This window comes from Bacillus cereus group sp. MG16, assembly GCF_040459875.1.
GTDB classification, from domain to species: domain Bacteria; phylum Bacillota; class Bacilli; order Bacillales; family Bacillaceae_G; genus Bacillus_A; species Bacillus_A paranthracis.
This window is the reverse complement of the sequence record NZ_JARVHE010000001.1, coordinates 2,209,508-2,223,348: the sequence shown is the minus strand read 5'-3', so window position 1 is coordinate 2,223,348 and position 13,841 is coordinate 2,209,508. Positions and strand designations below refer to the sequence as shown.

Sequence of the window (13,841 nt, the reverse complement as noted above, 5' to 3'; positions counted from 1 at the left end):
TAATAAAAAAGAATCTATTTTGAAAAAAGACTATTCAAAATAGATTCTCACGTTTCAGTATTAAGATTATTTTAATCAAAAACAATTTTTAAGCCTTAGAAATATCAACAAATCCTTCTCCGAATACGTCACGAACATCGTGTATAGCAATGAACGCAGCTGGATCTGTAGTTTGAACAATCCGCTTTAGCTTCACTACTTCTTGTTTATTAATAACAACATATAGAATGTCCTTCGGCGTTTTCGTGTAATAGCCATGACCTGAATACACGGTAACCCCTCTGCCCATTAAGGTTGTCACCTTCCCGGCAATTTCATCCGGATTATCAGAAATAATTGTAATGGCCTTTTTCGGATTTAAACCTTCAATTACAAATTCCATTACTTTCGTTCCTACATATAGCATAATAATTGTCAGCATCAGTTTTTCTGCACCAATGATGAAATAAGATGAAAATGCAACGATTAAATCGAAGAACAGTAAACCGTAACTAATACTCCAGCCTAAATACTTATGCGTCATTCTTGCTAAGATAGTAGTACCTGCTGTCGTTCCACCAACGCGAATGATGAGACCAATCCCGCACCCGATAAATATTCCACCGAAAATGGCATTTACGAGCATTTCATCAGAAGCAATCGTCCATCCTTCTGTTAAATGAAGAAATAGCGAGTTCGTAACTACAGCGATAATCGTATAAATCGTTGTGATTTTATTTAAAAATTTATAACCGACTATTAACAAAATCGCATTTAAAATTAAATTGACTAAACCTGGTGACCATTCAAATAAATAGTACGTAATAATCGTGATACCTGTTACCCCACCCTCACCAAACTCGTTCGGGATAACAAACAAATTGACACCTAACGCAAAAAGAAATGCACCGATAATAATAAAAATAATGTCTGTCGTTCTTTTTTTCATACAGTACCTCACTTCTTATGTAAATATTTATTCTGTCATAAACTCTCACCATTATATCGTGGAATATTCAAATCGAACAGTAGTTTATTTTTATTTTAATATAGGGTGATAAATTAACTTTATCCTATATCCACATGTAATTTTAAAAGGGTAACAACTGTATTTATTATGTACTACAAGTAAAGTTTTGATTTCATATGCAATTTACGCTGAAAAGTGAATAGGAACACTCTCACTCGCGCAAACTTCGAGTACAAAACAAATAGGCGAAGCTATAGAATAGGCTTCGCATCAAGCATTTGATTGTAGAGATTTATATTCATACATTCCAAAAATAAATTCACTTATCTTTCTCCATATACTCTTTAATCTTTCGTTCTTCCCACTCTTTTCCGAATATCCCAAATGGAAAAGTTGTTAAACCATGTATAACGATACCAATCCCCCAACCTCCAAGTGGATATAAAAACCATAATTTACTTGAATCAGAACTTATATTTATGAAAAAAAGCATTAAGTTAACTAGTATATACACCGTTAAATGAATATAAAACGCTTTTAAATTCTCCACCCTTTTTTTAGCTCGTAAATACTTCTCATCTCGCTCCATATATAAACACCTCTTTCATTATTGTATTTTTTAAATTCACTCCGATTTAAACATCATATTCTAGTCAGGAATACCTTATTCTCAAAAAATACAAAACAAAAAAGTACCTAGCAAATGGTCATGTGTATGACCATTTGCTAGGTACGGAATAATCCATTTATTATTTACAGAAATCTAATTAAGACCAAATCCAAACATCATCATTATTTTCAACGTTGCTCTTTACCTCATGAACTTTTTCAATATGGTCAACTGTGTTCCAGTTAATAGAACTTCCGCCCCAGCCTACATACTTCATATCAATTTTCACTTTCTCACCCGTATGAAATACTTGTCCCTTTGTTAAGAAAACATCAATAATCACTTTCTTCCCGTTTAGCGATGGATATTCCACTACGACATATTTAGTAGCACCGTCTCCCTCATCTTCCATCGTTCCTACTTTTGCTACTTCTCCAATTACATAATCAGGTGAGCCATCTTCTTTCATATGCATACCTAACTTGTTTGTTGTATTTTCAATTGCAGTTGCAACCATATATTCTGTAAAATTACGCATCATAGATCCAGTAGCTTTTACTTCATCTCCTACTTTCACATTTGAAAGTGAATCTATATATACACTAACAGGTTCCTCATATTGCTTAGATTTAACAACAATTACACCGTTATCTACTTCTACTACTCGTCCTTCTAACGTCGAGAAATTCGATTCAATAGAAGCTGCACTCGCTTTTGTTACTTCTAGTCCTGGTAAATTTGTTCCTGATAATGCTGCGATTCCTAAAGCACCTGCTAAAATTAATTTTTTCATACCCATTATGAAACATCTCCATTCATGATGATTTTATATTTGATTGGATACGACCAACCTGTAACCATTATAGTTACAAGTTATAAAAAATAGCAACCCTCTTTCTTATGCAATGTTGCATACTGTACTTTTTAAATATAAAGCGTTTTTCCCTATATTCAATACTACTGCTAAATTCTTGTACACCAGCAGGTAAACGAATTGATGATGAAGAAACTAATGTCATGCATCATATTTTTCAATACTACAGTTTGATAATCGTAGTCCATTACATTATGTAGGAGCGGAGTTAACATGTTAATAAAACCAAAGAGATTACAGGCAGGAGATGTTGTGGCAACAGTAAGTCCTTCATGGGGAGGAGCAGGTGATCCTGAAATAAGATGGCGATATGAGCAAGGGGTAAAGAGATTAGAAGAAGTTTTCGGTCTTACGGTTGTTCCCATGCCAAATAGTTTAAAAGGTAGCGAATTCATTTATAACAACCCACAAGCTCGTGCGGAAGATTTAATGACAGCATTTCAAGATACGCGCGTGAAAGCAATTATTGCGAATATTGGCGGTGAAGATAGCATTCGCTTACTTCCCTATATAGATTTTAATGTAATACGTGAAAACCCGAAAATTTTTATGGGATACTCTGACGTTACTATTTCACATTTATTTTGTCATAAAGCAGGCCTTTCCTCTTTATACGGTCCGGCAATTTTGACCGACTTTGCCGAAAATGTAGAAATGGATCCATATACAATTGAAATGGTAAATCGAACTCTCTTTTCCAATGAAACGATTGGCGAAATTCAACCAGCTCATGAATGGACGAGTGAGCGTTTAGAATGGATAGAAGTAAATAAGGATACAAGACGGACGATGCAGCAAAACAATGGATATGAGGTACTTCAAGGTTCTACTACTGTACAAGGGCGTTTAATTGGCGGATGTATAGAAGTACTGGAATTTGCAAAAGGAACGGAACTTTAGCCTGAGAAAAAACATTGGGAGGATAGCATTCTCTTCTTTGAAACTTCTGAAGATCATCCAGAACCAAGTTATATAAAGTATTGGTTGCGAAATTATGCAGCGCAAGGCATTCTGCAAAAAGCAAAAGGTATCATTTTTGGTAAACCAAAAGACGAAATGTATTATGAAGAATATAAACACGAAATACTGCAAGTAATGAAAGAACATAACTTAGAAGATTTGCCGATTCTTTATAATTTTAATTTTGGCCATACTGAACCGAAGTTTATTTTACCTTACGGCGCAATGGCAGAAATTGATTGTGAAAATGTATCTTTTTCTATTTTAGAGAGTGGCGTGGAATGAATAAAAACACTCCTATGAGATATGTCTGTGAATTGGTACTTTTTAAAAGTATATAATTGGAGGGAGATTACGTGTATGGAAGTAACATTTACAGTAAGTAAATGGGATGAAAAACCAATTGATGACACTAGAAAAGATTTTCCTATTAATATTGCTCATGTTGAATATGATATTGATGGGGAATTAAAAGGAAAAGCTTTTGTTGAATACTTATTATATTATTTAGACTCAAATATAAATGATGGTCACTTGGCTACTGCTAAAATTTCTGGATTTTTACACTTTGAAGGGATTTATAAGGGGCAACAAGGGACATTTACAGCTATAGAGCAAGGAATATTTGATAAAGGAAATTTAGATTCCCCAGGAACAATTATTAAAGCTACCGGTAACTTAGAAAACCTACGAGGATTCTATAATTATCAGTTTACAGGTCAAACTAGTAAACTAATTTTAGAGTTTAAATTTTAGCAAAACATCCTATAAATTAGTGGAAAGGACATTTCTTGTAATACTAGGAATGTCCTTAACTCTTTTAAAATAAAAAAACCGAAACTAAAATCATTTCGGTTTTTCAAACTAATGAAGTCTATTTACTTTAACGAATGTACAAATAACCCACTACGCAGTTTCGGTTCAAACCACGTTGATTTTGGCGGCATAACTTCTCCAGCGTCTGCGATTGCTAATAAAGATTCCATTGATGTCGGATATAATGAGAACGCCGCTTTATATTCACCGCTATTTACAAGGCGTTCTAGTTCTTCTAATCCGCGGATTCCTCCGACAAAGTCGATACGTGAATCAGATCGCGGATCATGTATTTCAAGTACTTGGCTTAATAAGTGATCTTGCAAAATAGATACATCTAAACCTTTCACAAGATCATTCGCATCAAACGTTTCCTCTTTCACTGTGAGCTTATACCACTTCTCGTTCACATACATGCCAAATGTTTTTGGTTCATTTGGTTTATACGGAGAAACAGATGCTTCTTCTACACAAAAGTACTGCGTAATTTGATTTAAAAACTGCTCCTCTGACAAGCCATTTAAATCTTTCACAACTCGGTTATAGTCCCAAATTGATAATTCATCGTGAGGGAATAAAACTGATAGGAAGAAATTAAACTCTTCTTCTCCTGTGTAGTTCGGATATTGTTCTCTTCGCATAAGCCCTACTTTTGCAGCTGATGCGGAGCGGTGATGTCCATCTGCAATGTAAAGATTAGGAATGTCTTCAAATACGTTTACTAGGCCTGCAATTACTTCTTCATCTGTTATTTTCCAAGCAACATGCCTAACCCCGTCTTCTGCTGTAAATGTATAGATTGGCGCATGTTCTTCTTTCCAGCTTGCGATGAAACGTTTCACTTCTTCTTTTGTACGATACGTTAAAAAGATAGGACCTGTATTTGCGTCACATACATCTACGTGACGAATACGATCTAGTTCTTTTTCATGACGCGTTCTTTCATGTTTTTTAATTGTATCGTCTTCATACTCATCAATAGACGTACAAACGACAAGGCCGGACTGCTTTCTACCTTGCATCGTCAGTTCATAAATATATAGTGCTGGCTCTTCGTCTTGAATGAACACTTCTTCTCGTATCAATCGATTTAAATTTTCACCCGCTTTTTCATATACGCGATCATCGTACGGTGAAAGCGCTGGGTCTAAATCAATTTCTGCTTTATCAACGTGTAAGAAAGAATACGGATTCCCTTTTACAACCTCTCTTGCTTCTTCACTATTTAATACGTCATATGGTAAAGCTGCAACTTGTGCTGCTTTTTCTTCTACTGGACGAATGGCCCGAAACGGTCGGATTTTTGCCACATTCCTCTCTCCTTTACACAATCATTCGAACGGCTACAACACCTGTAATTTTGCTTATATTTTCCACAATGTTCTCTTTTATTATATCATCAATTCCGTTATCAATATCAATCATCGTGTACGCCCAAGAATGTTTACTACGATTAATCATATCCGCAATATTTATATGATGTTCTGCTAAACATCCTGTAATTTGTCCTACCATGTTCGGAACGTTTTGATGCATGATTGTAATACGTTTCTTTCCGATATACGGCAATTCTACGTTTGGATAGTTGACTGAGTTACGAATATTTCCTGTCTCTAAATATTCACGTAATTGACGCGCTGCCATGACCGCACAATTTTCTTCTGATTCAGACGTAGATGCACCAAGGTGTGGCGTCGCAGTTACATTTTTCATCTTTATCACATTTTCATTTGGGAAGTCCGTTACGTAATGTGCAATAACATCTTCTTCTAACGCTTTTTGAAGAACCTTTTCATCTACAAGTTCACCTCTAGAAAAATTGAATAGACGCATCCCTTTTTTCATCTTCTCTACAGCGTGTTCTCCAATAATCCCCTTCGTTTGATTCGTAAGAGGAATATGAAGGGTAATATAATCACACGTTGCAAAAATTTCATCTAAACTAAATGCTCTTTGCACATGTGGAGAAAGGCGCCAAGCTGTTTCAACTGAAATGTAAGGGTCATATCCGACAACATCCATCCCTAAAGCTAACGCATCGTTCGCAACTAAAGCACCTATTGCACCAAGCCCGATAACTCCTAGACGTTTTCCCGCAATTTCAGATCCAACAAATTGTTTTTTTCCTGATTCAACAAGCTGCGGTACTTCTTCACCTTCTAAATTTTTCGTCCAGCTTACTCCGTTAATAATGTTACGTGAAGACATAATAAGACTGGCGATAATGAGTTCCTTTACTGCATTAGCATTTGCCCCTGGCGTATTAAAGACTACAATCCCTTTTTCTGTACAGCGCTCGACGGGAATATTATTTACACCAGCACCAGCTCTGGCAATCGCCTTTAAATCTTTTGAAAACTCTTCTTGATGTAAAGAATAGCTGCGAAGTAAAATACCGTCTGGGTGGTCCATTCTCTCCCCTACTTCATAGCGCTCTCCGCTAAGCACTTGCAAACCTTTTTCTGCAATTTGATTTAACGTTTGAACACGAAACATATCCCCATCTCCCTATCTATTCTCAAGCTCAAATTCCTTCATATAATTTACTAATTGCTGTACGCCATGTGCTGGCATCGCATTATAAATACTTGCGCGCATACCACCGACTGATCGATGCCCTTTTAGCGTAACAAGTCCTCGTTCTTTCGCTTTTTGTAGAAACTCACTGTTCAGCTCTTCTGACGGTGTTGTAAACGGAATGTTCATAAGTGATCGATACGTAGGATCAACTGGTGAAGTAAACAATTTTGATTCATCTAAGAAATTATAAAGAAGTGAAGATTTCATTCTATTTTGTTCTTCAATCGCAGATACCCCACCTTGCTCTTTCAGCCACTCTAGTACAAGTTTCGTTACGTAAATACTAAAGGACGGCGGTGTATTATATAAGGAGTTATTTTTGCTGTAAGTTTCATAGTTTAACATCGTAGGACAAGAGCGATCTGCTCCCCCAATTAAATCTCTTTTTATAATTACAATCGTTAAGCCTGCTGGCCCTAAATTCTTTTGCGCTCCCGCATATATAAGACCAAACTTCGAAACATCATATCGTTCTGATAAAATATTTGAGGACATATCCGCAACGAGCGGTACTTTATCTACATGTGGAATGTCCACATACTTCGTTCCCTCAATTGTATTGTTCGTTGTAATATGTACATAATCTAGTTTTTCATCGCCTAGTAAACCATCCAGTTTAGGAATTGTAGTAAACTTCTCATTTTCAGAAGAAGCAATCACTTGCACTTCTCCTACTTTTTCAGCTTCTTGCATCGCCTTTTTAGACCATGAACCAGTCAATATATATCCTGCTTTTTTATACGTATTCATTACATTCAGCGGTATCATAGAAAATTGTAATGACGCACCGCCTTGTAAAAACAATACTTCATACTCATCAGGAATGTTCATTAATTCACGAAGCAAGCTACTCGCTTCCTCTATAATACTTTGAAAATAAGAAGATCGATGACTCATTTCCATAATAGACATGCCTGTCCCGTTATAATTTACAAGCTCCTTTTGCACTTTCTCTAAAACTGGCAAAGGGAGTATTGATGGTCCTGCTGAAAAATTATACACTCTTTCCATCACCCGGATGACCTCCCTATTTCTCATTTTAATATTTTTAAACTTTCTGAATTATAACCCACAATACAAGACACGGTCAATTTCTTTTCTAGTATTACGGCGCAAGAAGCAATGGAATCGCTTGCATGTGTAAACTTTTTTATAAACATATAAAAAAGTGTTAAGTACATAATCGTACTTAACACTCTAGTAATAAAAGAATAATAGCTAATTATCCGTAAAGAACCGATCAAAAATTTGATAAATTGCCGAAAGACCAATGAGCCAATAAATAGTGTCCACAAGCGCCGGCATAGAACCAAACCATTTCTCAACTACATTGTAATCTAACGCTACAAATAACCAATTCAAACCGCCAAGAATCACCAAAATTACTGTAAGGTAAGACAAAAATTTCATTATGATTGCCCCCTAGGTGATAAGATGGTGAAAGGCCTTTCACTAGAAATATATGTGGTAAACTTTAAAACTTACCTATTTTATAAAAATTATTTTCGGTACCAGCCGTTAATAACTGCCGCCGTTTCTTGACTATGTATTTGATACGCATGCGTACTATCATTAGAACCAATAAACCAAATTGAAAAACCTTTAAAATATGGCTTTGGTTCTAATACGTCACGGTAAGCGCGCCATCCGTTTAATTGTACGTCTTTTGAAAACACATTAGAAACATCTGGATTCCACGGATTTTGCAAGCCTAGTTCACGCGCTGGAACGTTAAATCCGCCAAAGTAAACCGGTTTTCCTGTTGCTTTATGTAATTGTTCTAGTTGCTGAACAACATTTTGTCCACGGTTATATACTGTCGTCGCAAATAAACTTTGCTTCACTTCTTCATATGATGGATTTCTTTTTCCAGAAACTTCAAACCAACTATCGATACTAACAATGTCTACCTTCTTTAAATAAGGACGGTTTATTTTCTCTATAAACTTCGCTTCATAAGAAGGATCCCAGCTTGCTGTTAGCCACCAATTCATTTGATACAAAACATTTCCTTTATACTGCTGACGGACGAAATCAATCGTATCGTTCCAATATCCTTCTGCATACTCCATATTAACGAAATTAGAAGCAATCTTGAGCCCGTACACATTGTATTTACTTGTAATCGAGTTAAAGATGTCTTGCAAAATAACCGTTTTCCAATTCCAGAAGAAATCATTAATATTACTTGGATTCCATTCCGTTTCCCCAACATTCCCTTGCTGAATATATGGGAACGGTTCGACTATAACTTGAATATTACGCTTTAATAATTCTTGAATTAAAATAATAGCCTGTTGCTTTTGGGCTTGATTAATTACCATATTCGTAGAAGTCACATTCGGAATATCTACCTGAATCGGTACATTTACTGTATTTAAATTTAAGCGCTCTACATCAGCTAACACTTTCGCTACATTTCCAACTTCCCATACCGTTACATTTCCTGATTTGATTTTTCCAGATTGAACAGTATTTACATCTGCTTGTACATTTCCTTGAAAACAAAAAGAAAACAGCATAATAAACACTCCTAAAAAACTTATTAAACTCTTATTTTTCTTCACAACTTTCCCCCTATAATTTTTGGCTTTCTTGATTATTTTATACAACGTTTCATATATATTCCACAAAAAAACCAATAAATTTTTATTGATAAAAATGCTATTCATACTAACCTCCTAAAAATAGTAAGATAAATAAAAAAAGGAACGGGTTTCCGCTCCTTTTTTATCTTTTTACGATTATCAATCCATTTCCCTTTTAGGCTCTACCAACATGATGTGGGATTCCTTTTCAGTGAAAGGTTTATGCTCAACGCCTCTCGGGACAATAAACATCTCGCCCTTAGAAATTTTCACCTGTCCATCACGGAAATCGATGAACATCTCCCCTTCAAGCACAATAAATAGCTTATCCGTATTAGGATGCTCATGCCATATAAAATCTCCATTAGCTTTAAAAAGCTGAATTTGATCGTCATTCATTTCACTAATCACTTGTGGATACCAATAATCGTTAATTTTAGATAACTCGTCATTTAGTTTAATAGGTTGGTAATGGATAATGATCCCTCCTTATTTTCAACTTCCACTATATTACAGTAATCTAAGTAAAAAAGTCGTTATTACGCTTAAAAAGAAAATGCTCAGGCCAGAACTTTTCATTCAGATAGTACAAAGGAGTGATTTCAATGAAAGTACTTTCAATCCAATGTTTCCTTTAACTCTCCATAATTATAGAACAGTGATTCTCAAATAAGAATGGACCCCTGTTGACATTAGTATGGATTATTGATGAACTTCTCGCGATATTTAGTAGGCGAAATACCCACTCGCTTCTTGAAAACTCTACTAAAATAAAAAGGGTCTGCGATTCCAACAGCCTGCGCAATTTGTTGTACAGACACACCACTTGTACATAACATTTTTTGAGCCATCTTTATACGATAGTTCAATAAATATTCTGCTGGCCCCATACCTGCATGCTTTCTAAACACGTAAGAAAGACGATTTCGATTAACATTATTTTGTTCTGTAAGCGTATGTATTGTAATATCTTTATAATAGTATTTATGAACGTAACTAGATATTCGTTCGAATAAAGTATGCGATTCATAGTTGTTTTCTCTATTGACAACACTTAATAAAGCTTCATTCAACGCTTCGCGAAATAGCATTTCAGTCTGAAACATCGAAATGCCTCCTCGCTGATTATACACATCCCAAAGACGCATAAGTAATTCGACAAGACGAGGAGATTGTCCTGTTAATAATTCAAAATGCTGATGAGTAAAGCCAGAGTCTTCTCGTTCTGAATTGCTTATCCGATATAAAACAAGAATATATTCCCAGTTTATTTCACCAAGCATTTTATGGGCTAATGTCATTTTTGCACCCCCATGTATAACTTTTCCTGGGGAAAGGGTATACGGCGTACCATTAAATTGAAATTCCGTCTTCCCTGTAAGCGGAAATACAAATCCTGGGAAAGAATCTGTAGACTCAGCACAAGGCACACCTGGATTTTTAGCATAACGATATACTCCTTCTACTCGGAAAGGAGTATTGGCAAGATACTCTGCTAACTCATTCACGTCCAACTTCACAATGCAAGCCTCATTTCAATAATAGTTTTCTTGTAATTCGTGAGATTAATTGGTGTACATTCTGGGCAACGCTAAACTAAAAATAGTACATACGACTTAACAACATCTAGTTATTAACCTATAAATATATTGTTTTTCATTTATTGACAAAAGTATCCTCCCTATATTATTGATAATGATTTTCATTGTAGTTTGATAAAAAAACATTTGTCAAGTTGGATGGCCTAGAAAAATGATGAAACAAGGGGTACAGAGGAACAGTTCTGTTGCAAATAATATCTGGTCTTTGTTAACTAATTCCGCTTAAAACTGGAATGATCATGTTAATAGTTGTAATGGCTTTATTAGTTACAGCACTTGCAGCATATGGAAATAATCGTAATCCTGAAGAAGTTGCTACAGCGTATTTCGAAGATGGAAACAGCCTACTATCAGATTAAATGATAGTAGGCTGGCTGTTAAAATGATTTAAGAACTGGGTTATGTTCTAAATGATAAGCTTTCATTATCAAAAAGATTATTACTAGTCCTCTCCACAAACAAAAACACTCTATCACTTCGGCTCCAAATTTAACACCTTCCCCTCTATCCCCTCCGTATTCAATGTAGTCGTATGATACGTGCCATTTACCCAATCATCTATTTGATCATGATACCAATCACTTCTAAAATGTCCTGATTGTCCTGGCCCTACAATATGATAACCGTTTGACATATCTTTCGTATCAATGACGAATCTCCAAGACGCTCCATGATTGACAATACCGTTATCGCCGTAACTCGCTGCTTGAACGGTAACTTGACTTCCGCCAATTGGAACTGTTTTCTCACGATTAAATGCAAGTAGTGCTAACACACTAGATGATTTTGAAATTGGATGAGTAAAAGCAAGTTGATGGTAATCACCCCACTTCCACTCCGTAACATCTGGTCCATATTCCTTCTGTAATTTCTTCATTACATTCTCGTATGATGTATGCACAACTTTTGTGAAGCCTCCGTACTTCATAAACCAAGCGCTATGTTCTCCTGCTACTTCTTTTCGAATTAATTCATCAACAACTTGTGCCTTTCCTTCAAATAACTCCATCACATCTTTCGGTATTTCTTTTGAAAATAACGTATTTGAAATCTCTTTCATTAATAAATGGAATAGTAACGGTGCCGCCTCATCTTTACTATCGTAAAAATTCCACTTCGCTAATTGTTTTACACCTTCTTTCTCTACTTCATTTAAAGATACTTTATTTAACTCTTTTAAAAATATAGGAGTAAACTCTTTCCCGTATAAATTTTTTTGATCCATCTGTAATTCTTCTAAATCTTTCACTGTATATTTTTCCTTCTCTTGTAAAAACTCTTGAATACGCATTTGCCTATATGGCTGCGCCCACGTATTACTAATATGATACGGATAATTATCATCTACAATTTTATTATTCGCAGTTGAAATAAACCCTTGTTTTGGATTGATTACTTTTGGTAGCTGATCATACGGGATATACCCTTCCCATTCATATTCATCTGTCCATCCTGGCACTGGCAGACTACCATCACCTTTTTTACGCACTGGTATATTTCCATTTGCTTTATAAGCAATTGTGCCGTCGTTTGATGCAAATACAAAATTTTGAGTTGGTGTATGAAAATCTTGCAGTGCCGTTTCAAACTCATTCCAGTCTTTCGCCTTATTCATATTTAATACAGCCTTTAATTCAGCGGAAGGCTCCAAAGCAGTCCATTTCAAAGCAAATACTGTTTTCGTCTTCTCTTTCCCTTTATCCGCAAACTCTGAAATAACTGGACCATGCCTCGTAACGGTAACGTTATACGGTATTGTCTTTCCGCCTTTTACTTTAATAGACTCATCCACAACAGTCGCTTTTTCCCACTTATCGTTATATAGAAATTCATTTTCATTATTAGGATTTCTCTTCTCAATATATAAATCTTGCACATCAGGACCTGTATTCGTAACGCCCCATGCTATTTTGTCATTGTGTCCTAATATAACCCCGGGTACGCCAGCGAAAATAACGCCACTCACATGTAAATCTTTCATCTCAAGTTTCGATTGATACCAAATAGAAGGTGTCGCAAGTGATAAATGAGGATCATCCGCTAAAATTGGCTTACCAGACGCACTCTTCTCACCGCTTATAACCCAGTTATTACTACCATTAAACTCTGGTGGAATGATTGCTTTTGCAAAACTTTGTGCTACGTCTACATTTGTATTTTTCAGTTCAGCTAGCAATCTAGGGGCATCTTTCGGATATGTAGGAAACAGCTCATTTGCTTGCTCTTTCGGTAGATTTTTTAGCGCCCAATACCGAAACGCCTGTCCGTGCCAATGTCCGCCTAAATCAAACGCCATATACTTTCCAATCGTTAACGTATCCACAATTGACCATTCAGCAGGTTCATAGCCTAATATAGTAAACTCAACTGGCAATTTCTTTTCCCCTTTTGCCTCGCGTATAAAGGCATTCACCCCATCAGCAAATGACTGCAGAGCAAATTTCGCTTCTCCATCATATTGGCTAACAGACGCTTCGGCTGCTCGCCGTAAACCGAGCGTTCGAAACAACTTATCTCGATCAACAGCTGCTTCCCCTACAACTTCACTTAACATCCCAGAAGCTTGCCTTCTACTTAAATCCATTTGAAATAATCGATCTTGCGCTTGTACATACCCTTGCGAAAAATATAAATCATGTGCATTTTCCGCTTTAATATGCGGTACACCTTTACTATCCCGCTTTACCGTAACAGCACGTTGTAAATCCTCTAGCTTTATCGTTCCATCTATCTTTGGCACAGATCTAAGCGTATATATGTTCAAAAAAATAGCTGTACAAATCATTAACAAAAGAACAATACTACTAGACCAAATGAAAATTCTCTTACCCCTAGTTCGTTTCTTCTTTATAACAACTTCCAT

Annotated in this window: 12 protein-coding genes and 1 pseudogene; 2 read left to right on the top strand and 11 right to left on the bottom strand. The window is 35.9% G+C overall.

Features of this window, described 5'->3' with window-relative positions:
- Nucleotides 1-88 precede the first annotated feature (88 nt).
- From QCI73_RS11415 to QCI73_RS11405, 3 genes are all read right to left on the bottom strand, one after another.
- Nucleotides 89-928, bottom strand: coding sequence for a YitT family protein (locus QCI73_RS11415; RefSeq protein WP_000747499.1), 840 nt, complete (start codon nucleotides 926-928; stop codon nucleotides 89-91).
- Between the two features lie 340 nt (nucleotides 929-1,268).
- A complete protein-coding gene (locus QCI73_RS11410; protein ID WP_029438937.1) occupies nucleotides 1,269-1,538 on the bottom strand; it encodes a 2TM domain-containing protein in 270 nt (89 codons plus the stop codon).
- A 178-nt stretch (nucleotides 1,539-1,716) separates the two neighbouring features.
- On the bottom strand, nucleotides 1,717-2,358 hold the full coding sequence (locus QCI73_RS11405; protein ID WP_046198458.1) for an ATP F0F1 synthase subunit alpha: 642 nt from the start codon (nucleotides 2,356-2,358) through the stop codon (nucleotides 1,717-1,719).
- Between the two features lie 288 nt (nucleotides 2,359-2,646).
- On the opposite strand from QCI73_RS11405, the pseudogene QCI73_RS11400 reads away from it, so the two are divergent.
- Together QCI73_RS11400 and QCI73_RS11395 are read left to right on the top strand one after the other, a co-directional pair.
- Nucleotides 2,647-3,678, top strand: a pseudogene (locus tag QCI73_RS11400) (S66 family peptidase).
- A gap of 75 nt (nucleotides 3,679-3,753) precedes the next feature.
- The gene (locus QCI73_RS11395; protein WP_000454104.1) at nucleotides 3,754-4,149 is read left to right on the top strand and encodes a DUF3224 domain-containing protein; all 396 of its coding nucleotides are present in this window, start codon (nucleotides 3,754-3,756) and stop codon (nucleotides 4,147-4,149) included.
- Nucleotides 4,150-4,271: 122 nt separating this feature from the next.
- Here QCI73_RS11395 and QCI73_RS11390 read toward each other — a convergent pair whose 3' ends face one another.
- The 8 genes from QCI73_RS11390 to QCI73_RS11355 form a co-directional block, all read right to left on the bottom strand.
- Nucleotides 4,272-5,519 (bottom strand): DUF1015 domain-containing protein, encoded by a 1,248-nt coding sequence (locus tag QCI73_RS11390; RefSeq protein WP_353822943.1) that lies wholly within the window; start codon nucleotides 5,517-5,519, stop codon nucleotides 4,272-4,274.
- Nucleotides 5,520-5,532: 13 nt separating this feature from the next.
- On the bottom strand, nucleotides 5,533-6,705 hold the full coding sequence (locus tag QCI73_RS11385) for a 3-phosphoglycerate dehydrogenase family protein (RefSeq protein ID WP_353822942.1): 1,173 nt from the start codon (nucleotides 6,703-6,705) through the stop codon (nucleotides 5,533-5,535).
- Between the two features lie 12 nt (nucleotides 6,706-6,717).
- Nucleotides 6,718-7,800, bottom strand: a complete 1,083-nt coding sequence (gene serC, locus QCI73_RS11380) for a 3-phosphoserine/phosphohydroxythreonine transaminase (RefSeq protein ID WP_071679866.1) — start codon at nucleotides 7,798-7,800, stop codon at nucleotides 6,718-6,720.
- Nucleotides 7,801-8,007: 207 nt separating this feature from the next.
- Nucleotides 8,008-8,199 (bottom strand): DUF378 domain-containing protein, encoded by a 192-nt coding sequence (locus QCI73_RS11375; RefSeq protein ID WP_000670803.1) that lies wholly within the window; start codon nucleotides 8,197-8,199, stop codon nucleotides 8,008-8,010.
- An 89-nt stretch (nucleotides 8,200-8,288) separates the two neighbouring features.
- Nucleotides 8,289-9,356 (bottom strand): glycoside hydrolase family 113, encoded by a 1,068-nt coding sequence (locus tag QCI73_RS11370; RefSeq protein ID WP_353822941.1) that lies wholly within the window; start codon nucleotides 9,354-9,356, stop codon nucleotides 8,289-8,291.
- Between the two features lie 180 nt (nucleotides 9,357-9,536).
- Complete coding sequence (locus QCI73_RS11365; RefSeq protein ID WP_000997182.1) at nucleotides 9,537-9,776, bottom strand: cupin domain-containing protein; 240 nt, start codon at nucleotides 9,774-9,776, stop codon at nucleotides 9,537-9,539.
- 293 nt (nucleotides 9,777-10,069) lie between these two features.
- Nucleotides 10,070-10,897, bottom strand: coding sequence for a helix-turn-helix transcriptional regulator (locus QCI73_RS11360; protein WP_000762803.1), 828 nt, complete (start codon nucleotides 10,895-10,897; stop codon nucleotides 10,070-10,072).
- A 553-nt stretch (nucleotides 10,898-11,450) separates the two neighbouring features.
- Nucleotides 11,451-13,841: a penicillin acylase family protein gene (locus QCI73_RS11355; RefSeq protein ID WP_353822940.1), complete on the bottom strand. Its 2,391-nt coding sequence runs from the start codon at nucleotides 13,839-13,841 to the stop codon at nucleotides 11,451-11,453.